18 protein-coding genes and 1 pseudogene are annotated in these 20,711 nt (G+C 64.1%); 15 read left to right on the top strand and 4 right to left on the bottom strand.

What is annotated here, in order from left to right:
* The first annotated feature begins 29 nt into the window (after window positions 1–29).
* From lpdA to QX071_RS18940, 3 genes are all read left to right on the top strand, one after another.
* The gene (gene lpdA, locus QX071_RS18950) at window positions 30–1,451 is read left to right on the top strand and encodes a dihydrolipoyl dehydrogenase (protein ID WP_315704146.1); all 1,422 of its coding nucleotides are present in this window, start codon (window positions 30–32) and stop codon (window positions 1,449–1,451) included.
* 131 nt (window positions 1,452–1,582) lie between these two features.
* On the top strand, window positions 1,583–2,824 hold the full coding sequence (locus QX071_RS18945; RefSeq protein WP_315704145.1) for a threonine synthase: 1,242 nt from the start codon (window positions 1,583–1,585) through the stop codon (window positions 2,822–2,824).
* Window positions 2,825–2,911: 87 nt separating this feature from the next.
* Window positions 2,912–3,883 carry a tripartite tricarboxylate transporter substrate binding protein BugD gene (locus QX071_RS18940; protein ID WP_315704144.1) on the top strand — a complete coding sequence of 324 codons (972 nt, stop codon included), beginning with the start codon at window positions 2,912–2,914 and terminating at the stop codon, window positions 3,881–3,883.
* A 13-nt stretch (window positions 3,884–3,896) separates the two neighbouring features.
* On the opposite strand, the gene QX071_RS18935 is transcribed toward QX071_RS18940, so the two are convergent.
* Window positions 3,897–4,109, bottom strand: coding sequence for a 4-oxalocrotonate tautomerase family protein (locus QX071_RS18935; RefSeq protein ID WP_315704143.1), 213 nt, complete (start codon window positions 4,107–4,109; stop codon window positions 3,897–3,899).
* Window positions 4,110–4,219: 110 nt separating this feature from the next.
* Between QX071_RS18935 and QX071_RS18930 the strand changes: the two genes are divergently transcribed.
* The 4 genes from QX071_RS18930 (at window position 4,220) to QX071_RS18915 (ending at window position 8,469) form a co-directional block, all read left to right on the top strand.
* The gene (locus tag QX071_RS18930; protein ID WP_315704142.1) at window positions 4,220–5,125 is read left to right on the top strand and encodes a LysR family transcriptional regulator; all 906 of its coding nucleotides are present in this window, start codon (window positions 4,220–4,222) and stop codon (window positions 5,123–5,125) included.
* 271 nt (window positions 5,126–5,396) lie between these two features.
* Window positions 5,397–7,121, top strand: coding sequence for a dihydroxy-acid dehydratase (gene ilvD / locus QX071_RS18925; protein WP_315728940.1), 1,725 nt, complete (start codon window positions 5,397–5,399; stop codon window positions 7,119–7,121).
* Window positions 7,108–7,950, top strand: coding sequence for a tetratricopeptide repeat protein (locus QX071_RS18920; RefSeq protein ID WP_315704140.1), 843 nt, complete (start codon window positions 7,108–7,110; stop codon window positions 7,948–7,950). Before ilvD ends, QX071_RS18920 begins: the two co-directional genes overlap by 14 nt.
* A gap of 39 nt (window positions 7,951–7,989) precedes the next feature.
* The gene (locus QX071_RS18915) at window positions 7,990–8,469 is read left to right on the top strand and encodes a GNAT family N-acetyltransferase (protein ID WP_315704139.1); all 480 of its coding nucleotides are present in this window, start codon (window positions 7,990–7,992) and stop codon (window positions 8,467–8,469) included.
* Between the two features lie 124 nt (window positions 8,470–8,593).
* Here QX071_RS18915 and bla read toward each other — a convergent pair whose 3' ends face one another.
* Both bla and xth read right to left on the bottom strand, forming a co-directional pair.
* The gene (gene bla / locus QX071_RS18910; RefSeq protein ID WP_315704138.1) at window positions 8,594–9,472 is read right to left on the bottom strand and encodes a class A beta-lactamase; all 879 of its coding nucleotides are present in this window, start codon (window positions 9,470–9,472) and stop codon (window positions 8,594–8,596) included.
* 32 nt (window positions 9,473–9,504) lie between these two features.
* Window positions 9,505–10,296: an exodeoxyribonuclease III gene (gene xth / locus QX071_RS18905; protein ID WP_315704137.1), complete on the bottom strand. Its 792-nt coding sequence runs from the start codon at window positions 10,294–10,296 to the stop codon at window positions 9,505–9,507.
* Between the two features lie 183 nt (window positions 10,297–10,479).
* Between xth and QX071_RS18900 the strand changes: the two genes are divergently transcribed.
* Window positions 10,480–11,490, top strand: a complete 1,011-nt coding sequence (locus tag QX071_RS18900; protein WP_315704136.1) for a PEP-CTERM sorting domain-containing protein — start codon at window positions 10,480–10,482, stop codon at window positions 11,488–11,490.
* 737 nt (window positions 11,491–12,227) lie between these two features.
* Here the strand turns inward: QX071_RS18900 and erpA are convergent.
* On the bottom strand, window positions 12,228–12,557 hold the full coding sequence (gene erpA / locus QX071_RS18895; RefSeq protein ID WP_315704135.1) for an iron-sulfur cluster insertion protein ErpA: 330 nt from the start codon (window positions 12,555–12,557) through the stop codon (window positions 12,228–12,230).
* 111 nt (window positions 12,558–12,668) lie between these two features.
* Here erpA and QX071_RS18890 point away from each other — a divergent pair, with 111 nt between their 5' ends.
* The 7 genes and pseudogenes from QX071_RS18890 (at window position 12,669) to QX071_RS18860 (ending at window position 20,691) form a co-directional block, all read left to right on the top strand.
* On the top strand, window positions 12,669–13,835 hold the full coding sequence (locus QX071_RS18890) for a deoxyguanosinetriphosphate triphosphohydrolase (RefSeq protein WP_315704134.1): 1,167 nt from the start codon (window positions 12,669–12,671) through the stop codon (window positions 13,833–13,835).
* Window positions 13,836–13,844: 9 nt separating this feature from the next.
* Window positions 13,845–15,644: an arginine--tRNA ligase gene (gene argS, locus QX071_RS18885; protein WP_315704133.1), complete on the top strand. Its 1,800-nt coding sequence runs from the start codon at window positions 13,845–13,847 to the stop codon at window positions 15,642–15,644.
* 96 nt (window positions 15,645–15,740) lie between these two features.
* The gene (locus QX071_RS18880) at window positions 15,741–17,402 is read left to right on the top strand and encodes an SPOR domain-containing protein (protein WP_315704132.1); all 1,662 of its coding nucleotides are present in this window, start codon (window positions 15,741–15,743) and stop codon (window positions 17,400–17,402) included.
* Between the two features lie 42 nt (window positions 17,403–17,444).
* The gene (gene nagZ / locus QX071_RS18875) at window positions 17,445–18,473 is read left to right on the top strand and encodes a beta-N-acetylhexosaminidase (RefSeq protein WP_315704131.1); all 1,029 of its coding nucleotides are present in this window, start codon (window positions 17,445–17,447) and stop codon (window positions 18,471–18,473) included.
* Entirely contained in the window at window positions 18,470–19,306 is an 837-nt protein-coding gene (locus tag QX071_RS18870; protein WP_315704130.1) for a ScpA family protein, read from the top strand. Before nagZ ends, QX071_RS18870 begins: the two co-directional genes overlap by 4 nt.
* Before the next feature lie 19 nt (window positions 19,307–19,325).
* Window positions 19,326–20,052 (top strand): annotated as a pseudogene (gene scpB, locus QX071_RS18865) (SMC-Scp complex subunit ScpB); the annotation flags it as partial.
* Window positions 20,053–20,457: 405 nt separating this feature from the next.
* The gene (locus tag QX071_RS18860; RefSeq protein ID WP_315704129.1) at window positions 20,458–20,691 is read left to right on the top strand and encodes a twin-arginine translocase TatA/TatE family subunit; all 234 of its coding nucleotides are present in this window, start codon (window positions 20,458–20,460) and stop codon (window positions 20,689–20,691) included.
* Window positions 20,692–20,711: the final 20 nt, after the last annotated feature.

Here is a 20,711-nt window from a genome sequence, read left to right as displayed (position 1 = left end):
TACAAATCCAAGCTGAGATCGGAACCGTTATGGCCGACACGAACTTTGACGTCATCATCATCGGCTCCGGCCCCGGCGGCTATGTGGCCGCGATCCGCGCTGCCCAGCTCGGCCTCAAGACCGCGATCATCGAGAAATCCTACCTCGGCGGTATCTGCCTGAACTGGGGCTGCATCCCGACCAAGGCGCTGCTGCGCTCGGCCGAGATCTATCACTACATGCAGCACGCCAAGGATTACGGGCTGTCCGCCGACAACATCAAATATGATCCGAAGGCGGTGGTCGCTCGCTCGCGCGGCGTCTCGAAGCGGCTGAACGACGGCGTCGGTTTCCTGATGAAGAAGAACAAGGTCTCGGTGATCTGGGGCCGCGCCACGATCGACGCGCCCGGCAAGATAACAGTGACCAAATCGGACGTCGAAGCGCCGAAGGGTGCGCTCGGCGAGGGCACCTATCAGGCCAAGCACATCATCGTCGCGACCGGCGCGCGGCCGCGCGTGCTGCCGGGGCTCGAGCCGGACAAGAAGCTGATCTGGACCTATTTCGAGGCGATGGTGCCGGAGAAGATGCCGAAGTCGCTGCTGGTGATCGGCTCCGGCGCGATCGGCATCGAATTCGCATCCTTCTTCCACACCATGGGCTCCGACGTCACCGTGGTCGAGGTGCTGCCGCAGATCCTCCCGGTCGAGGATGCGGAGATTGCGGGCCTGGCGCGCAAGCGCTTCGAGAAACAGGGCATCAAGATCCTCACCGGCGCCGGCGTGAAGAAGCTGGAGAAGAAGGCCGACAGCGTGGTGGCGACCATCGAGGAGGCCCCAGGCAAGCTGCAGACGGTCGAGTTCGAGCGCGTGATCTCGGCGGTCGGCGTGGTCGGCAACATCGAGAATCTCGGGCTCGAGAAGCTCGGGGTGAAGACCGAGCGCGGCTGCATCGTGATCGATGGCTATGGCAAGACCAACGTACCCGGCATCTACGCCATCGGCGACGTCGCGGGTCCCCCGATGCTCGCGCACAAGGCCGAGCATGAGGGCGTGATCTGCGTCGAAGCCATCAAGGGCCTGCATCCGCATCCGATGGACAAGCTCATGATTCCGGGCTGTACCTATTGCAATCCGCAAGTCGCTTCCGTCGGCCTGACCGAAGCGAAGGCGAAAGAGCAGGGGCGCGAGATCCGCGTCGGCCGCTTCCCGTTCGTCGGCAACGGCAAGGCGATTGCACTCGGAGAAGACCAGGGCCTGGTCAAGGTGATCTTCGACAAGAAGACCGGCCAGCTGCTCGGCGCGCATATGATCGGCGCCGAGGTCACCGAGCTGATCCAGGGTTATGTCGTCGCGATGAATCTGGAGACGACCGAGGAAGAGCTGATGCACACGGTGTTCCCGCATCCGACCCTGTCGGAGATGATGAAGGAAGCCGTGCTCGACGCTTACGGGCGCGTGCTGAACATCTGAATGACAGTCATTGCGAGCGAAGCGAAGCAATCCAGACATGCGTCTGCAGAATCGGTCTGGATCGCTTCGTCGCTCGCGCTCCTCGCAATGACGCGCAACGAATTGCGATCGACGCAGGAAAGAAACAGGCCGTGCAATCCAGCGACAACCTCACCATCGAGCGCCCGACTTTCGTCACCCATCTCGAATGCGCGATGGAAGGCGACCACTATCCGGCGGATCAGGTCCATAATCTCTCCAAGGCCGGCAAGCCCCTGCTGGTGCGCTATGATCTTGCCGGCGTCAAAAAGTCGTTGAGCAAGGAGGCGCTCGGCCAGCGTCCCGCGGACCTGTGGCGCTATCGCGAACTGCTGCCTGTGCGCAAATGCCGGGACATCGTCAGCCTCGGCGAGGTCATGACCCCGCTGATCAACCTGCCGAAGCTCTCGGCCAAGCTCGGCGGCGGCGAGATCATCGTGAAGGACGAGGGGCGGTTGCCGACCGGCTCGTTCAAGGCGCGCGGGCTGGTCATGGCGGTGTCGATGGGCAAGGCGCTCGGCATCAAGCACATGGCGATGCCGACCAACGGTAACGCCGGTGCGGCGCTCGCGGCTTATGCGACCCGCTGCGGCATCAAGACCACCATCTTCTGCCCGGCGGATACGCCGGAGGTGAATGTCAGCGAGATCGAGCTGCAGGGCGCGACCGTCTACCGCGTCAACGGCCTGATCGACGACTGCGGCAAGATCGTCGGCGAGGGCAAGGCCAAGGTCGGCTGGTTCGATACCTCCACCTTGAAGGAGCCGTACCGGATCGAGGGCAAGAAGACGATGGGGCTCGAGCTCGCCGAGCAGCTCGGCTGGGACGTGCCCGATGTGATCTTCTATCCGACCGGCGGCGGCACCGGCCTGATCGGCATGTGGAAGGCGTTCGACGAATTGGAGAAGATCGGCTTCATCGGCAGCAAGCGCCCGCGCATGGTCGCGGTGCAGGCCTCGGGCTGCGCGCCGATGGTGCGTGCCTTTGAAGCAGGTGTCGAGCATGCGACGCGCTGGGAAGATGCGCATACGATCGCGTCGGGCATCCGGGTGCCGCAGGCGGTCGGAGATTTTCTGATCCTCCGCGCCGTTCGCGAGAGCAAAGGCTTCGCCATCGCGGTCGATGACGAGAAGATTTCGTCTGCGCTCACTGAAGTGGCGCGCGAGGAGGGGCTGCTCTTGTGTCCGGAAGGAGCTGCGACCTATGCGGCCTACAAGCAGAGTCTTGCCGACGGGCGCGTCACAAAAAATGACCGCGTGATGCTGTTCAATTGCGCGACAGGGCTTAAATATCCGCTGCCGCCGGTTGCCCGCACGCTCGATCGTCACCAGCCGATCGACTACGCGCAATTCTAAGTAACGATCAGCACCGCGGCCTCGGCATGATCCGGACAAGCGCGTAGAGCTTTTCCGCGAAGATCATGCTCCAGGAGGGAGGACGTGATGCGACGCTTGCTTTGTGCTGTCCTGTTCGCGCTATCGGCCTTGGCCGCGCCCGCTCGCGCCGATGACTACCCTTCGCGTCCGATCACCGTGATCGTGCCGTTCGCGGCCGGCGGCCCGTCGGACGCAATGATGCGGATCCTGGGTGAGCACATGAAGCGGACGCTCGGCCAGGCCGTGCTGATCGAGAACGTGACCGGCGCCGGCGGTTCGATCGGTGTCGGCCGCGCGGTACGCTCGGCGCCGGACGGCTACACGGTCAGCTTCGGCCATCTCGGCACCCACGTCGCCAACGGCGCGGTCTACAAGCTCGGTTATGACCTCGTGGCCGATCTCGAGCCCGTGGTGCTGTTGCCGAGCAACCCGATGATCATCGTCAGCAAGACCGCGGTGCCGGCGAAATCGCTGGCCGAACTGCTGGCCTGGCTCAAATCGCGTCCCGAGCCGGCCACCGCCGGCACGGCCGGCAACGGCTCCGGCAGCCATATCGCCGGGCTCTATTTCGAACAGGCCACCGGCATCAAGCTGCAATTCGTGCCCTATCGCGGGACCGGACCCGCGCTGAACGATCTCGTCGCCGGTCAGATCGATCTCATCGTCGACCAGACCTCGAACTCGATCAATCAGGTGCGCGCCGGCACGATCCGGGCCTATGCCGTGACCGATGACAAGCGCGTCGAGAGCGCGCCGGAGATTCCGACCACCGACGAAACGGGGCTGCCGGGCTTTCATATGACGCTGTGGTCGGGCCTGTGGGTGCCGAAGCGGACGCCCCGCGACGTCATTGCCAAGCTCAATGCCGCCGCCGTGGCCGCGTTGAACGACCCGGAGGTGCAGAAGCAGCTCAAGAATTTGGGACTGCAGATGACGCCGCCGGATCAACTGACGCCGGAGGCGCTGGGTGCGCAGCAGCGCGCCGAGATCGGCAAATGGTGGCCGATGATCAAGGCGGCCGGCGTCTCTACGGAGTAGGTAGGCGCGTTCATCAGTCCTTTGCGCGGTAGGCTTGCGGGATCACGAACACCTCGTCGGCGCGTCCATAGCCGCCGTCGGGCACCTCCTCGATCAGCACCATGGCGTGAGGCCGCGCCGCCTCGCTGAAATAGTCGACGAACATGGAGGTCACGCGATGCACGATCTCCTCCTTCTGCGCCTTGGAAAGCGCGGCTTGTGGCACCTTGATGTTCGCAAATGGCATGTCCAGCTCCGTATCGGTCCTGTCTCGGTGCGAGATCGATAGCTGGGCTGTCGGGGCAGATCATCCCAGGCAACTTGACATGACTTGTCGGGCCAAGCGAACAATCGCGCATGGATCGGTTCGATGCGATGCGCCTGTTCGTCCGGCTGGTGGAGCGCCGGAGCTTCACGGCGGCGGCCGCCGACCTCGGCGTGCCCCGCTCGACGGCGAGTGAAACGCTGCAACAGCTCGAGGCTCGTCTCGGCGCACGGCTGCTGGAGCGGAGCACCCGGCATGTCACGCCGACCCTGGACGGCGAGGAATATTATCGGCGCTGCGTTGCCATCCTGGCCGAATTGGAGGAGGCGGAGGTCGCGTTGCGCGAAGCTCAGCCCCGCGGGCTGTTGCGGATCGATGCGCATCCGCACCTCACGCGCACCTTCCTGCTGCCGCATCTGCCGGACTTCCTGGCGCGCTATCCGCTCCTCGATCTGCGGATCGGGCAGGGCGATCGCCTGGTCGATCTGCTGCGAGAGGGCGTCGATTGCGTGATCCGCGCCGGCGAGCCGGAGGATAGCGGGATGATTCTCCGTCGGCTCGGCATGATCGAGGAGATCACCGTCGCAAGCCCGGCCTATCTCGCCAAGCACGGCATGCCGGCGACGCCCGACGAGCTCGATGGCCACCAGATGGTCGGCTTCATCTCGTCGCGGACCGGAGAGGTGCTGCCGCTCGAGTTCTGCGCCGGCGGGACGGTCCGGCAGGTGACGCTGCCGAGCCGCGTCACGGTCAACAATTCCGACACCTCGGCCGACCTCGCCAAGCTCGGGCTGGGCCTGGTCCAGGCGCCGCGCTACCGCTTTGCGGACGATCTCGCCGAAGGCGCGCTGGTCGAGATCCTGACCGATTACCCGCCGTCGCCGACCCCGCTCTCGGCGCTGTATCCGCAGAATCGCCAGCTGACCTTGCGCCTGCGGGTGTTCCTGGACTGGGTCTCCGGGATCCTCGCTCAGGCCCCGCTTGGCCGTAGGGGCTGAATCCGCGCGTCACACGGGCCGAGGTGGTTGGCCGTCAAGGTATTATATAACCGAAAATGGTTGCGTGCCGGCCACGAACGTTGCGAGATCGCAACAGATTGCGAGCGTCATGTTGCAATCTCAGGCCCTCCACGACTGCGCCGCTTTTTGGCCACACCCCTTCGTGAAATATTGCTTTCAGTGAGTGACCGGCGCGTGAGGGAGAGGAAATCCATTTCAGGGAAACGGGTTTTCTTGTCTCGCATTGGTGTCGGCGAAAGCCAGATTCGCGATGGACGCCAAGACCGACATCAAGCGCAGGTTGCCCAGCCGTCACGTGACGGAAGGTCCTGAACGCGCGCCCCATCGGTCCTACCTCTATGCGATGGGCCTCACCACGGCCCAGATCCACCAGCCCTTCGTCGGCGTCGCCTCCTGCTGGAACGAGGCTGCCCCCTGCAACATCGCCCTGATGCGGCAGGCACAGGCGGTGAAGAAGGGCGTCGCGCATGCCGGCGGCACGCCGCGCGAGTTCTGCACCATCACCGTGACCGACGGCATCGCGATGGGCCACGATGGCATGCGCTCCTCGCTGCCGTCCCGTGAGTGCATTGCCGATTCGGTCGAGCTCACCATCCGCGGCCATTCCTATGACGCGCTGGTCGGGCTGGCCGGCTGCGACAAATCGCTGCCCGGCATGATGATGGCGATGGTGCGGCTGAATGTGCCCTCGATCTTCATCTATGGCGGCTCGATCCTGCCCGGCAATTTCCGCGGCCAGCAGGTCACCGTGCAGGACATGTTCGAGGCGGTCGGCAAGCACTCGGTGGGGGCGATGTCGGACGCCGACCTCGACGAACTCGAGCGCGTCGCCTGTCCGTCGGCGGGAGCCTGCGGCGCCCAGTTCACGGCCAACACGATGGCGACCGTCTCCGAGGCGATCGGCCTTGCGCTGCCATATTCCGCTGGCGCTCCAGCACCTTATGAGATCCGCGACGCCTTCTGCATGACCGCCGGCGAGCAGGTGATGGAGCTGATCGCCGCCAACATCCGGCCGCGCGATATCGTCACCCGCAAGTCGCTGGAGAACGCTGCGGCCGTGGTCGCGGCGTCCGGCGGCTCGACGAATGCTGCGTTGCATCTACCAGCGATCGCGCATGAAGCCGGCCTCAAATTCGATTTGTTTGATGTAGCTCAAGTCTTCAAAAAGACACCATATATCGCGGATTTGAAGCCGGGCGGCCGCTATGTCGCCAAAGACCTGTTCGAAGCTGGTGGCATTCCGCTTCTGATGAAGACGTTGCTCGATCATGGCTATTTGCATGGCGACTGCCTCACAGTCACCGGCCGGACGATCGCCGAAAACCTCAAAGGCGTGAAATGGAATCCGCACCAGGATGTGGTGAGGCCGGCTGATCAGCCGATCACTGCGACCGGAGGTGTCGTCGGTCTGAAAGGCAATCTCGCGCCGGAGGGCGCGATCGTGAAAGTCGCGGGTATGTCGAATTTGAAATTCACTGGGCCGGCCCGCTGCTTCGACCGGGAAGAGGACGCCTTCGAGGCGGTTCAGAAGCGCACCTACAAGGAAGGCGAAGTCATCGTCATCCGCTATGAGGGACCGCGCGGTGGCCCGGGCATGCGAGAGATGCTGCAGACCACGGCGGCGCTGACCGGCCAGGGCATGGGCGGTAAGATCGCGCTTATCACCGACGGCCGGTTCTCAGGTGCGACCCGCGGCTTCTGCATCGGGCATATCGGGCCGGAAGCCGCGGTCGGCGGCCCGATCGCACTGATCGAGGACGGCGACATCATCGAGATCGACGCAATCGCCGGTCGGCTTAACGTAAATTTGACCGACGCCGAGCTTGCGGAACGCAAAACCAAATGGCAGCCGCGCGCGACGAATCATATGTCGGGCGTGCTTTGGAAATATGCCCAGCAGGTTGGGCCAGCAGTGGCGGGGGCCGTCACCCACCCCGGTAGTGCGCAAGAGACATATTGCTATGCGGACATCTGACCGTATCATTTTTGCATTGATGTTGGGCGTCGCCCCGTTGGCGCTGGCGCAGCCGTCATTTGCATTCGACGGTGCACCGGTCAATCAGGAGCCGACCATCCCTGTAGCCACGGTTCCGTCCGCCGCCGGTGCGGCGGCGTTGCGGAAGGCGGTACCGCAGACCGCCGCGACCGCGGCGCCGCAGCCGACCTCGCTGACGGCGCTGCAATATGCGGCGGACGAGGGTCATCCGATTGCGCAGTGGAAGCTCGGGCGCATGTACGCTGCCGGCGACGGCGTCGCGCAGGACGATCTGCGTGCATTTGACTATTTCAGCCGGATCGCCAATGCCCATGCCGAGGATAGTCCGTCGGCGCCGCAGGCGCAGATCGTGGCGAACGCCTTCGTTGCGCTCGGCCGGTATTATCTGAGCGGCATCCCGAACTCGAAGGTCAAGCCAGACACGGACCGGGCGCGGGAGATGTTCTCCTATGCTGCGTCCTATTTCGGCAATGCCGACGCTCAATATGATCTGGCGCGGCTGTATCTGAAGACCTCGGACGCTTCGCGGGACGACTTCCGCTACGGCGCGCGCTGGCTCGGTCTGGCGGCCCAGAAGGGCCAGCACCAGGCCCAGGCGCTGCTCGGCCAGATGCTGTTCAACGGCGATCGGCTGCCGCGCCAGCCCGCGCGCGGGCTGATGTTCCTGACCCTGGCGCGGGAAGGGGCAGGCGCCGACGAGGCTTGGATCAAGGAGAGCTATAACCGCGCCTTTGCGCAGGCCTCCGATGATGACCGCGCCATGGCGCTGCAGATGCTCGAGCACTGGGTTCAGGGCAAGCGGGACTGACGGGGAATGCAGCGAGTCCCCGACTGAAGAGGGGACGCGATGATCATCCGAGATGCGACGCCCGCCGATGGGCATGAGGCCTGCGCCGTGTTGCGCGCCTCGATCGCGCAGCTCTGCAGCGCCGATCACCGCAATGACGCGGATATTCTGAGCCGCTGGCTGGCCAACAAGACCTCCGAGAATGTCGCCACCTGGGCCGACAATGACGGCCGCTCCCTGCTGGTCGCGATCCGAGACAGAGCCATCGTCGCGGTGGGCGGTGTCCGGGATAGCGGCGAGATCCCCCTGAACTATGTCGCTCCGCAGGCGCGCTTCTCCGGCGTCAGTTCCGCGCTGCTGGCCGCGCTCGAGGCCCGTGCGGCCGAGCGCGGCGCCCGGCGTGTGACGTTGCTCAGCACCGAGACCGCGCATCGATTCTATCTCGCGCGTGGCTATGTCGACGACGGACCCGTTGTCGGCAAGTTCGGCACGGCGGCGTCGTATCCGATGTTCAAGGTGCTTTCTGTCGCGCCGCGTTAGATCATGATGCGATTGGAAAGAATCGCATCATGATCTCATCTCTCTGATTGAGCATGATCTCCGCGCAAACGCCTATGGCGTTTGTCGCGAGGGAAAACCGGTTTCCAGTTTTCCGGACCGTGCTCTAGCCGAACTGCCGTGCCACGATCCGTCCGACTTCGGCATGAACTGCGTTGCGCTTGTCGTCGGACGCGTTATCGGTCTCGGTCAAATAGCTGGTCAGGATCAGCGGCGCGCGGCCCGGCGGCCAGATCACCGCGATGTCGTTGCTGCTGCCATGCCCGCCGGAGCCGGTCTTGTCGCCGATGCGCCAGTTGCTCGGGAGCCCTGCGCGCAGCCTGGACGCGCCGGTCTTGCAGCCGACCATCCAGCCGATCAGCAGCTCGCGCGAGGCGGGCGAGAGCGCTTCGCCCGTGGTGAGCTTCGCCAGCGTTCGCGCCATCGCAGCCGGCGTTGTCGTATCCCTGACATCGCCGGGCGTGGCCTCGTTGAGATCGGGCTCGATGCGATCGAGACGCGTGAGCGAGTCGCCGAGGGACTGCGCATGATGCGTCAGAGCGGGCGGGCCGCCGAACGAGGCCAGCAGGAGGTTGGCGGCCGTGTTGTCGCTGAGCGTGACGGCGGCCTCGCACAGCTCGGCGACCGTCATTCCGGAATCGAGATGCGTCTTGGTGACCGGGGCGTAGGACAAGATGTCGGCCTGGGCGAAGCGGATGCGACGCGCGAGCTGCTCGGCGCCCGCGTCGACCCTGGCGAGGATCGCTGCGGCGGCCAGCACCTTGAAGGTGCTGCACATCGGAAAGCGCTCGTCGAGGCGATGGCCTGCAAGCTCGCCGCTTGCCGTGTCCAGCAGTGCGACGCCGAGTCGGCCGCCACTATCGGCTTCGAGCTTGGTGAGCGCGGCGTCGACGCCGGCGAGATCGCGCGCCCGCGCGCGCGGCGTGAGACTGACAGCGAGGAGTGGAGAGAGGGCAAGCGGAAGGAGGTCGCGTCTGCTGATCATGATGAGTGATCCTCGGGGGAAGGTTGAAAGCCTTACGCCGCTTCGAGATCGAAATCCGCCCAGATCGGCACGTGATCGGATGGCTTCTCCCAGGCCCGCACATAGCTGTCGATGCCGACCTCGACCAGCCGGTCACCGGCCTGCGGCGACAGCAGCAGGTGATCGATTCGCAGGCCCTGATTCTTCTGCCAGGCCCCGGCCTGGTAGTCCCAGAAGGTGTACTGGCCCGGCGCATCGGTGACCGCGCGCAGTGCGTCGGTGAGGCCGAGGCCCAGCAGGGCCTGAAAGCTCTCGCGGGTCTCCGGGCGGAACAGCGCATCGGTGACCCAGGCGTCCGGATTGTGAACGTCGACCGCCTGCGGAATCACGTTGAAGTCGCCGGCGAGCACCAGCGGCTCCTCGGTCTTCAGCCGTTCACAGGCATAATCGCGCAGGCGCGACATCCACTTCAGCTTGTAAGGATATTTCTCGGTATTGGCCGGATTGCCGTTGGGCAGATAGAGGCAGGCGATCCGGACCACGCCCTGCTTCAGGCTGACCACGCCCTCGATGAAGCGCGCATGCACGTCCTCGTCGTCCCCGGCAAGCCCCGACTTGGTCTCGTCGAACGGCAGCTTCGAGAGCAGCGCCACGCCGTTGAAGGTCTTTTGTCCGTGCGTCACCACATTGTAGCCCAGCGCCTCGATCTCGAGTCGCGGGAAGGCATCGTCGGTGCATTTGATCTCCTGCAGGCAGACGATGTCGGGCGAGCACTCCTTCAGCCAGGTCATGAGATGTTCGATCCGTTGCCGGACCGAATTGACGTTCCAGGTGGCGATGCGCATGGCGGAGTTCCGAAGGGGATGAGGCGGACCATGTGGTTAGACCAAGCCAAGGCGGTCTCGGTCAAGCCCGCTCGATGGCCTGTCCGTTCACGCGAACTTCATCACGGGTTCACACGCCGCCACTAGTTAGCGCTGCCATGCCGATGCGGCATGATTGACCGATTTGATTGTGAAGGATTCTCGATGAAGTTTTCTCTTACGTTGATGCGCTCAACCGCGCTGGCCTTTTCGGCACTGGCGATCGGTGCCACAGAGTTCGCGCCGGCTCATGCGGCCAGCGAGCGCCTGCAATTGGAGTGGCACGTGCCGGGGCATGAGCACGAGGATCATGGTGCCACGAAGCAGTGGAAGCTTGTCGAAGAGAAGCAGTTCTTTCTGCAGAATCCGCCGAACTCCTTCACCGGCCTGTATCGGTCGCAAGGCATGGCGACGGACGGCCGTCGCTGGTTCTTCTCCTGGCAATACGGCCTGGAGATCGCCGACCGCAAATTCAACTCGCTTCAACGCAACTCGTCATTCCAGTTGCCTGCCAACCTCGTGCCGGGGATTCCGGCAAACCTGCTCGCTCAGGGGTTGGATCACATCGGAGACATCGATTACAGCGACGGCGTGATCTATGCGTCGCTCGACACCACCCGCGGCTATACCAACGGCCATGTCGCGCTCTTCAACGCACGCGATCTGAGCTACACCGGGATCGTCTATGAGCTGACGGGCGCGCCGAGCAATCCGAAGAAGGATGTCGCGAGCTGGGTCGCCGTCGACGCCAAGCACCAGCGGGGCTATGGCAAGGAGTGGCAGAGCGGAAACACCATCAACGTCTACAATCTGCAGGACTGGAAGTTCATCGGCACCATCACGATGGACATGGCTCTGGAAAACATTCAGGGCGCGAAAGTCCACGGCGACTGGCTCTATATGTCTTCGAACAACACGACGCAGTCGGTGTACCGCGCCAATCTGCACAACGGCCATGTCGAAGAGCTGTTTCGTCTTCCGACGCCGGCCGGCGATCGCGAGGTCGAGGGTATCGCGTTGCAGGAAGGGCGTGACGGCGACCTGGAGATCTATGTCGAAATGGTCGTCGATCCGGACCGCTCCGGACAGAATCTCGCCAACCCCAATCTGCACGTCTCGCTGTTCCACTATCGCGAAGCAGATCGGCCGTCCTACGAAGTCGGCGAGAACCGTTAGCGCTGGCGCCTTCGTTCTTCGGCGGACAGGTCGCTTGCGCTCGCAATGACGGTGAGACGATCTGCCGGACCCGTTCACCTCGGGTCCGGCTACGCTCGCTGCATGACGGGCAGTTCATGCATGAAGCGCATGCACATATTGCCCGTCGTGCCAGCATGTCGCACACACACCCGGTTGCCATGTCGGGCAAATCAGAACGATGATCTCGCGCATCCCGCCTCATGCGAAAGGGGCGTACGCGTCGTCACGATACGTAGAGGCGGGCTGCGATGGACGTGAAGGCTTGCGCAGGACGAGCGCAGGCTGGCACGGACGGTCAAAGTCGTATGGTCCTGGCATCCCGACGCTGATGCCCCGCGCAACGCGTCTTACGCGTTGTCGCGGACGCGACGAAGCTTCGCTTCGCGCGGATATGGTGGCCAAAAAGCCCGGCGCACCAGGGAGAGTACGAAGCAGCCGTTAAAACCGTCGCGCGGGGAAGGCCGGGATGTCTCGGCCGAACCTGTGGTGACTGCCGCCTGCTTTCTTTTCTGCAGGCGGGCCATGGGGGCGGCGAGCTCCCGGCCTTCCCCGCGCCCTCTCGTTACCGAGGGCCACGTCTGATGCAGACCCCGGACGCGCTTGCGCTGCGGGACACGCCGCGGCTTGCCTGCTGAACGCACCAGATCCCGGTTGCGCTGCCGCCACATGCCCCACGAGGCCCGGCCGGAAGGCCGAGGTCTACTGATCGGCGGGGATTACACGGAGAAGCTGGTGCCGCAGCCGCAGGAGGCGGTGGCATTGGGATTGTTGAGGCGGAAGGAGGCGCCCATCAGGTCGTCGACGAAGTCGAGTTCCGAGCCGGCCAGGAACGGCACCGAGGCCGGATCGACCAGGACGATCGCTTGGTCGCGCTGGATCACCAGGTCGTCATCGGCCTTGCTGCGGTCGATATCGAACTTGTACTGGAAGCCGGAGCAGCCGCCGCCTTCGACCGAGATGCGTAGCATGGCTCCGTTATCCTCCTTCTTGAGGATTTCCCCGATCCGGCGGGCGGCACGCTCGCTGATGGTGACGGCGGCAGTCATGGCAAAGGATCTCCTGGAGCACTCGTCATGCCCAATTCATTTGGTATCGGGCACGCCCCATAGTTAAGTGCATCGAACGCTGGAATCAAACCTTCGGAGGTCGAATCAGCCGTGTCGGTCGGAATGGCTGCCCCCCGCGCTCCCTATTCCTGCGATCCCGATCGCAGTCGGGGCAGGCTTGTCGCAGAGCCGCCGTCGCGGACCCGGAGTGCTTTCCGGCGGGATTGCGACCGGGTCATCCATTCGTCCGCCTTCCGCCGGCTCAAGCACAAGACCCAGGTCTTCGTTTTCCACGAGGGCGATCATTATCGCACGCGACTGACCCATTCTTTGGAAGTCGCCCAGATCGCCCGGGCGCTCGCCCGCCAGCTCGGGCTCGACGAGGACCTGACCGAGACGCTGGCGTTGGCGCACGATCTTGGCCATCCGCCGTTCGGGCACGCCGGCGAGCGGGCGCTCAACCAATGCCTGCAGGCCCATGGCGGCTTCGATCATAATGCGCAGGCTTTGCGCGTGATCACCTCGCTCGAGCAGCGCTATCCCGAGTTCGACGGCCTGAACCTGACCTGGGAGTCGTTGGAGGGTGTCGTCAAGCATAACGGTCCGCTCCAGGAGCCCATTCCGATCGGGATCGCCGAGTTCAATGCGGGCTTCGATCTGGAGCTGTGGAGCTTCGCTTCGCTGGAGGCGCAGGTTGCTGCGCTGGCCGACGATATCGCCTATGACGCCCATGACATCGACGACGGCTTGCGTGCCGGGCTGTTCGTGGTCGACGACCTCAAAGAGATTCCGCTGATTGCCGCCATGATCGACGCGATCGACCGGCATTATCCGGGTCTCGACGATATCAGGCGCGGTGCGGAGCTGGTGCGCGACCTGATCTCCTTCCTGATTGCAGATGTGGCGGCGGAAGCCCAGGCAAGGCTCGACCGCGTCAAGCCGATGTCGGCCCATGATGTCCGCCGGCACGGCGCGCCCCTGGTCGCGTTTTCTGCCGAGGCGGCCGCGGCCGAGAAGAGCATCAAGGGCTTCCTGTGGCACCACATGTACCGGCACGAGCGGGTGATGCGGGTGATGCGCGAGGCCGAACGGATCGTGGTCGACCTGTTCGAACGATACCGCAAGGATCCGGCGGCCTTGCCGCCCGAATGGCGCGATGGCCGTGACGGGGAGGGGGAGTGCGCCCGCCGCATCGGCAATTTCATCGCCGGCATGACCGACCGTTTTGCGCTCACCGAGCATGTCAGGCTTTTTGACTCGACCCCGGATTTACGTTAGGCGGCGCCCATGGTCGACAAAGCTCAAAACCTGCATCTTTTCGCCGACGTGCTGGCGCGCGTGCATGCGATCTGCGCCGCGCTCGCCAAGGACGGCAATTGGCCCGAGGGCATCGATTTTGCGCGCGTGGTGGTCGAGCCGCCGCGCGATGCCAGCCATGGCGACATGGCGACCAACGCGGCGATGGTGCTGGCGAAAGAAGCCAAGGCCAAGCCGCGCGATCTGGCCGAGCAGATCGCAGCAAAGCTGCGCGATGATCCGTTGGTGGCCAAGGTCGAGATCGCCGGTCCCGGCTTCATCAATCTGACCTTGCAACCCACTGTCTGGGCGGAAGAGCTCCGCACCGTCTTACGCGAGGTTGGCGACTTCGGCCGGGTCGCCTCGGTCCCGGGCGCAGCGAGGGTCAACGTCGAATACGTCTCGGCCAATCCGACGGGCCCGATGCATGTCGGTCATTGCCGTGGCGCCGTGTTCGGCGACGCGCTCTGCAGTCTTTTGCAATTCGCCGGTCACGACGTCACGCGGGAATACTACATCAACGATGCCGGAGCCCAGGTCGACGTGCTCGCGCGCTCGACCTTCCTCAGATATCGCGAGGCCTTGGGTGAGGACATCGGCTCGATTCCGGAAGGACTCTATCCCGGCGACTATCTGAAGCCTGTGGGCCAGGCGCTGGCCGCGGAATATGGCGACAAGCTGAAGGCGATGCCGGAGGCGCAGTGGCTGGGAATCGTGCGCGACAAGTCGATCGCGATGATGATGGACGCGATCAAGGAAGATCTCGCCGCGCTCAACATCCGCCACGACGTCTTCTTTTCCGAACGCTCGCTGATCGCCTCAGGCAACAACAAGGTTGCCGAGACCATCGATTTCCTGCGCCAGCGCGGTGACGTCTACGAAGGGCGATTGCCGCCGCCGAAGGGCGCGCCGGTGGAGGATTGGGAAGATCGCGAACAGCTTCTGTTTCGCGCCACCGCCTACGGCGATGACGTCGATCGTCCCTTGATCAAGTCCGATGGCACCTACACTTACTTCGCTTCCGACATCGCCAATCACCGCAACAAGTTCGAGCGCGGCTTTGCCGATCTGATCGACGTATTCGGTGCTGATCATGGCGGCTACATCAAGCGCATGCAGGCCGCGGTGAAGGCGGTCACGGCCGGGCAGGCGACGCTGGACGTCAAGATCGTCCAGCTCGTCAAGCTCTTGCGCAATGGCGAGCCGGTGAAGATGTCGAAGCGTTCCGGCGATTTCGTGACGTTGCGCGAGGTCGTCGATGAAGTCGGCCGCGACGCAGTCCGCTTCATGATGCTCTACCGGAAGAACGATGCAGTGCTCGACTTCGACCTCGCCAAGGTGATCGAGCAGTCCAAGGACAATCCGGTATTCTATGTGCAGTATGGTCACGCGCGCGGGCATTCGATCTTCCGCAATGCCCGGGCGGAGGTGATTCCGGAGCTGCCCGAGGAGCCTTTGGCGCGCGCTGCTTTCCTGGCGGAAGCGAGGCTCGAGCTGCTCGCTGACCCCGGCGAGATCGGCATTTTAAAGCGCTTGGCGCTATTTCCTCGCCTGATCGAAGGCGCGGCCGCGGCCCATGAGCCGCACCGGATCGCTTTCTATCTGTATGAACTTGCAAGTGAATTCCATGCGCAGTACACTCGCGGAAACAGCTTGCCCTATTTACGCTTCAGTTACCGTGATGATGCAGTGATAACCAAGGCGCGATTAGCCATGGTTCAGGGCGTTGTCTCGGTGCTGGGCTCGGGACTAGCTATATTGGGCGTCCATGCTCCCGAGGCCATGAAGTAGCCCGGGTCGGCGGATGCAGTTTGTGTTGGGGGCCTCGATCCGGCAAGGTCCGCCTTAGTACGCATTTGCGGTTCTCCCGCGGGGACGCTTTATTCGATGGCTGATCGGTACCAGGATAGACCCTTTCCCGCTGATGGTTTTGGTCGGGGTGGCGGGTCCGCGCAACCGGAGAGTGATCCGCTTGCCGAGCTCGCTCGCCTGATCGGGCAGAACGACCCGTTCGCTGCTCAGACCACGCGCAATGTTCCTTCCGGCGCACCGCGCGCAGCCGCGCCGCGCCCGTCAACGCCGCTGCCGCCGGTCGAGCCGGTTGCCGAGCCCGCACCGTCAGCTGGGCCGCCATCCTGGATCCAGCGCGCCAACCGGCAGGAAATCCCGCGAAATCAGCAGCGGGAGGCCCCAGCCACCGCGCGCGATCCGTTCGCGGAACTCGTGCGCGAGCCGCAGCGGCCTGCTGCCGGATATCCTGCGGCGGGGGGCTATCAGGATCCCAACGCCCTTTCGCGGGATTTTCCCGAACAGGATTTCGAAGCCCAGGAGTTTGCGACGCGGCAGAGTGCGGCGCGGCCGGAGGCTCCCCAATCCTATCCGCGGGATGATTTTGCCGATGACCTCGCCAAGCTGAACTTTGGCGCCACCGACCCGCATCGCGGCTTTGGCACCGATCCCGGCCTTCATCATGAGGCGGCGTTCGACGAACCGGAGCCGGATCCGTCTCGCTACGACGACGCGCTGTTCGGGCCGGCCGGGCATGAAGCCCAGGATTTTCACGGCGAGCAGGAATTCCACGAGGATCACTACGCCTACCAGGACGGCTACGACGAGGCCGACGAGGAGGAGGAGCCGAAGCGCCGCGGCGGTGGGATGACCACTGTGTTTGCGATCCTTGCGCTTGGCGTTCTCGGCACCGGTGGCGCGTTCGGTTATAAGACCTACTTCTCGACCACCCGGAGTGGCGAGGCTCCGATCATCAAGGCGGACAACAGCCCGACCAAGATCATGGCCTCGCCGGCAGACTCGACGCCCAAGGTTCCCGATCGGTTGATCGGAGATGGCGGCGAGAAGCTGGTGTCGCGCGAGGAAACCCCGGTCGATGTGAATTCCAGGTCCGTCGGCCCTCGGGTGGTCTTCCCGCAGCTCAATCAGAATGCCAATCCGCCGCCTCCGTCGAGCGTTTCGACCGCTGGCATGCCGCCCGCGGCTGGCGGCAACAACGGCATCTTGCCGAACAGCGACCCGCGGCCGATCAGCACGCTGCGCATCAGCGGCAATTCGGCCGGTACGACGTCGGCCGATGCCAGCGGCGGGGATGCCGCAGTCGCGGCAGCGCCTCCTCCTGCAACAAAGCCGGCGACCAAGCCGACGCGCAATTCGCCCGCCAATGCGAATGCATCCGTCAACAACGCGCCGCTCTCGCTGAACCCGCAATCGGCAGCTCCGGCGCCGTCGAGCCGCGTCGCAGCCGTCGCGCCGACCGAATCGGCGCCGGCTGCGAGCAGGAGCGGCGGCGGTTATCTCGTCTCGATTTCGTCGCAGGTCAGCGAAGAGGATGCGCTGTCGTCCTACAAGGTGACGCAGAGCAAGTATTCCTCGGTGCTGGGAAGCTATTCACCGATCATCAGGCGCGTGGATATGCCTGACAAGAGCGTGCGATACCGTGCCGCTGTCGGGCCGTTTGCGACGCGCGAGGAAGCCAACCAGATGTGCGGAACGTTGAAAACTGCCGGCGGACAGTGTTTCGCGTTTAGTAACCACTAACCCTGGCTTGACCGGTCTCGGGGCGAGGTCTAATCGGCCCCGATGACCATACGGGCCTTCATTACCGGCGTTTCCGGACCTGAGCTCAGCCCCGCCGAGCGGGCCTTCATCCGCGACGCTGCGCCCTGGGGTTTCATCCTGTTCAAGCGCAATGTGCAGTCGCCGGCTCAAGTGACTGCACTTGTTGATGAACTCCGGGATGCCGCAGGCCGCGCCGATGCCCCTGTGCTGATCGACCAGGAGGGCGGGCGGGTGCAGCGGCTTGGGCCGCCACACTGGCCGGTCTATCCGGCAGGCGCCGCGTTCGGTCGGCTCTATGACATTGATTCGGCGCTTGGCCTTGAGGCTGCCCGGCTCAGCGCCCGCCTCATCGCCGATGACCTCGGGCGGCTTGGGATCAGCGTGGATTGCCTGCCCTTGGCCGACGTTCCCGTCTCCGGCGCCGATGCCGTGATCGGCGACCGGGCCTACGGTGAAACGGCGGACAAGGTCGCGGCCATTGCCCGTGCCGTCACCGAGGGACTGGAGCAGGGTGGCATTCTGCCCGTGCTCAAGCACATCCCCGGTCATGGCCGCGCCACGGCCGACACCCATTTCCGGTTGCCGACGGTGGACACCCCCGAATCCGAGCTCGATGCCACCGATTTCGCCGCGTTCCGGCCGTTGGCCGACCTGCCGATGGCCATGACTGCACATGTTGTGTTTAGCGCCATCGATCCCGCCCATCCGGCCACGACTTCTGCGACAATCATCGAACGGGTGATTCGCAGTCGGATCGGGTTCCAGGGTTTGTTAATGAGTGATGACGTGTCCATGAACGCATTGGCGGGCTCGATCGCCGAGCGCACACGCGCGATCATCGCGGCCGGCTGCGACATCGTTCTGCATTGTAACGGCAAGCTCGATGAGATGCAGGCGGTCGCGGCCGAGACGCCGGCATTGTCGGGAGCGGCCCTGGTGCGCGTCGATCGGGCGCTCGCCTCGCGCAAGCCCGCGGGTGCCTTCGATCGCATCGCCGCGCGCACCGAGCTCGACACATTGATCAACCGGCTGGGATCAGCGAACGCATGACCGCGGAAATCCTGTCTTTCGAAACCGGCCGGCCTGCCGAGCTGTCCGAGAGCGAGCCGGCATTGGTGGTCGATGTCGAGGGCTACGAAGGCCCGCTCGACCTCTTGCTGGCGCTGGCGCGGCAGCAGAAGGTCGACCTCGCCAAGATCTCGATCCTGGCGCTGGCGGACCAATATCTGCAGTTCATCGAGGCTGCGCGGAAAATCCGGCTGGAACTTGCCGCTGATTATCTCGTCATGGCGGCCTGGCTCGCCTTCCTGAAGTCGCGGCTATTGTTGCCGGAGCCGCCTGCCGCCGAGGGGCCCAGCGCGGAGGAAATGGCGACTGCGCTCGCGAACCGGCTGCGCCGGCTGGAGGCGATCCGAGAGGCGGCGAACCGGCTGATGAACCGGCCGCAGTTCCAGCGCGACGTGTTTCCCCGCGGCAATCCTGAGCCGATCGCGGAAGTCCGTCGTCCGAAGTACTCGGCAACATTGTTCGATCTATTGTCGGCCTACGCCACACAGCGTCAGCAGCGCGTGTTGACATCGGTGCATCTGGCCAAGCGAACGGTGTGGTCGCTCGCAGAAGCGCGCGCCTCTCTGGAGCGTCTGGTCGGTATGACCGAGGTCTCGGAAGACTGGGGCTGCCTGGACGATTACCTCTTGAGCTACGTGGTCGAGCCGGCCCAACGCGCCACCATTTTCGCTTCGAGCTTCGCGGCCGCGCTGGAACTGGTGCGGGAAGGGCAGCTCGAACTGAACCAGAGGCAGGCGTTTGCGCCGCTGTATTTTCGCAAGCGTCCGCCCCAACCACCCGGTGCCATGAGCGCGCCGGATTTGACGGTTGAGTAACGAAGAAGGAGACCGTGCGATGGCAATCTTGGCGGAAGTACGCATGGAAGAGCCGGAAGACATCGCCGCCGAGCCGCAGGTGCGGCCGGAAGAATTGCGCATTCTCGAAGCCCTGCTTTTTGCATCGGCCGAGCCGCTCGATCAGGCTACGCTCGCCAAGCGCATGCCGGAAGGCGTCGATGTGAAGGCGGCGCTGGCGCAGCTCCAGGAGGAATACGCCACCCGCGGCGTGAACCTCGTGCGCGTGGCCAACAAATGGACGTTCCGGACTGCAGGCGATCTCGCCTGGCTGATGACCCGCGAGAGCACCGAAACCCGCAAGCTGTCGCGGGCGGCGATCGAGGTGCTCGCCATCGTTGCCTATCACCAGCCGGTCACGCGCGCCGAGATCGAAGAAATCCGCGGCGTCGTTACCTCGAAGGGGACCCTCGACGTGCTGCTCGAAACCGGCTGGATCAAGCCGCGTGGTCGCCGCAAGTCTCCGGGCCGTCCGCTCACCTTCGGGACCACCGATGCATTCCTTACGCAGTTCAGCCTTGAGGCGCTCGGCGACCTGCCGGGTCTCGAGGAGCTGAAAGGTACGGGGCTCTTGGATTCACGGCTACCGACCGGCTTCACGGTTCCGACGCCATCGGACGACCCGACCTTGCGCGAGGACGAGGAGCCGTTGGAGCCGGGGGATCTCGATCTGGCGCTGGCGCCTGCGGTCGAACCGGAGGCGATCCACGAGGATACAGAAGCTTCCAACGAAGCCGAGCAACCGGACGTTCAAGACGCGGCAGCCGATGACGCCGCGGACGTGCGTTCCGAAAGCGATGCCCCGGAACCCGGCAACCCGCAGAGTGGTGAGCCGGACGAAACCTCGGACTAGCTGGACCGAGGTCCCATTAACACTCGCATTATTGCGTAGTGCTGGCCGTCATTTGCCGGAGCTTAAGTGCTTGTTTTTGGGGCTTGTCACGCCTACCTTCCGCTCAAGATCGGGCTTGAAGCGTCAAGTCTTCATCTAGTCTTCCGTGTTTATGTTGCTGTTTTGCGGCCGGATGCTAGAAGCGAGGCGGCGCGGTCAGGTCCATGACCAAGCGTGGATTTGGCATCGCGCTCGAGCGGCGATCGCCGGTCTTCCGCGCTGATGTTTGGAGGGTTGCAGGATGGGTTCGCTTAGCATTTGGCATTGGATCGTGGTGATCGCGGTCGTCCTGCTGTTGTTCGGGCGCGGCAAGATTTCCGACCTGATGGGCGATGTCGCGCAGGGCATCAAAGCCTTCAAGAAGGGTATGCAGGACGACGACAAGGCACCGGAGAAGGCCGAGCCGGTCAAGTCGATCGATCACGGCAGCACGCCGACCGCAACCCGCACCGATGTCGGCAGCAAGGCTGTTTGACAACGTTGTGACAGACGTAG

The organism is Bradyrhizobium sp. SZCCHNS1022 (genome assembly GCF_032484835.1).
In the GTDB taxonomy this organism is placed as follows: Bacteria; Pseudomonadota; Alphaproteobacteria; order Rhizobiales; family Xanthobacteraceae; genus Bradyrhizobium.
This window is presented reverse-complemented; position numbering and strand designations above follow the sequence as displayed.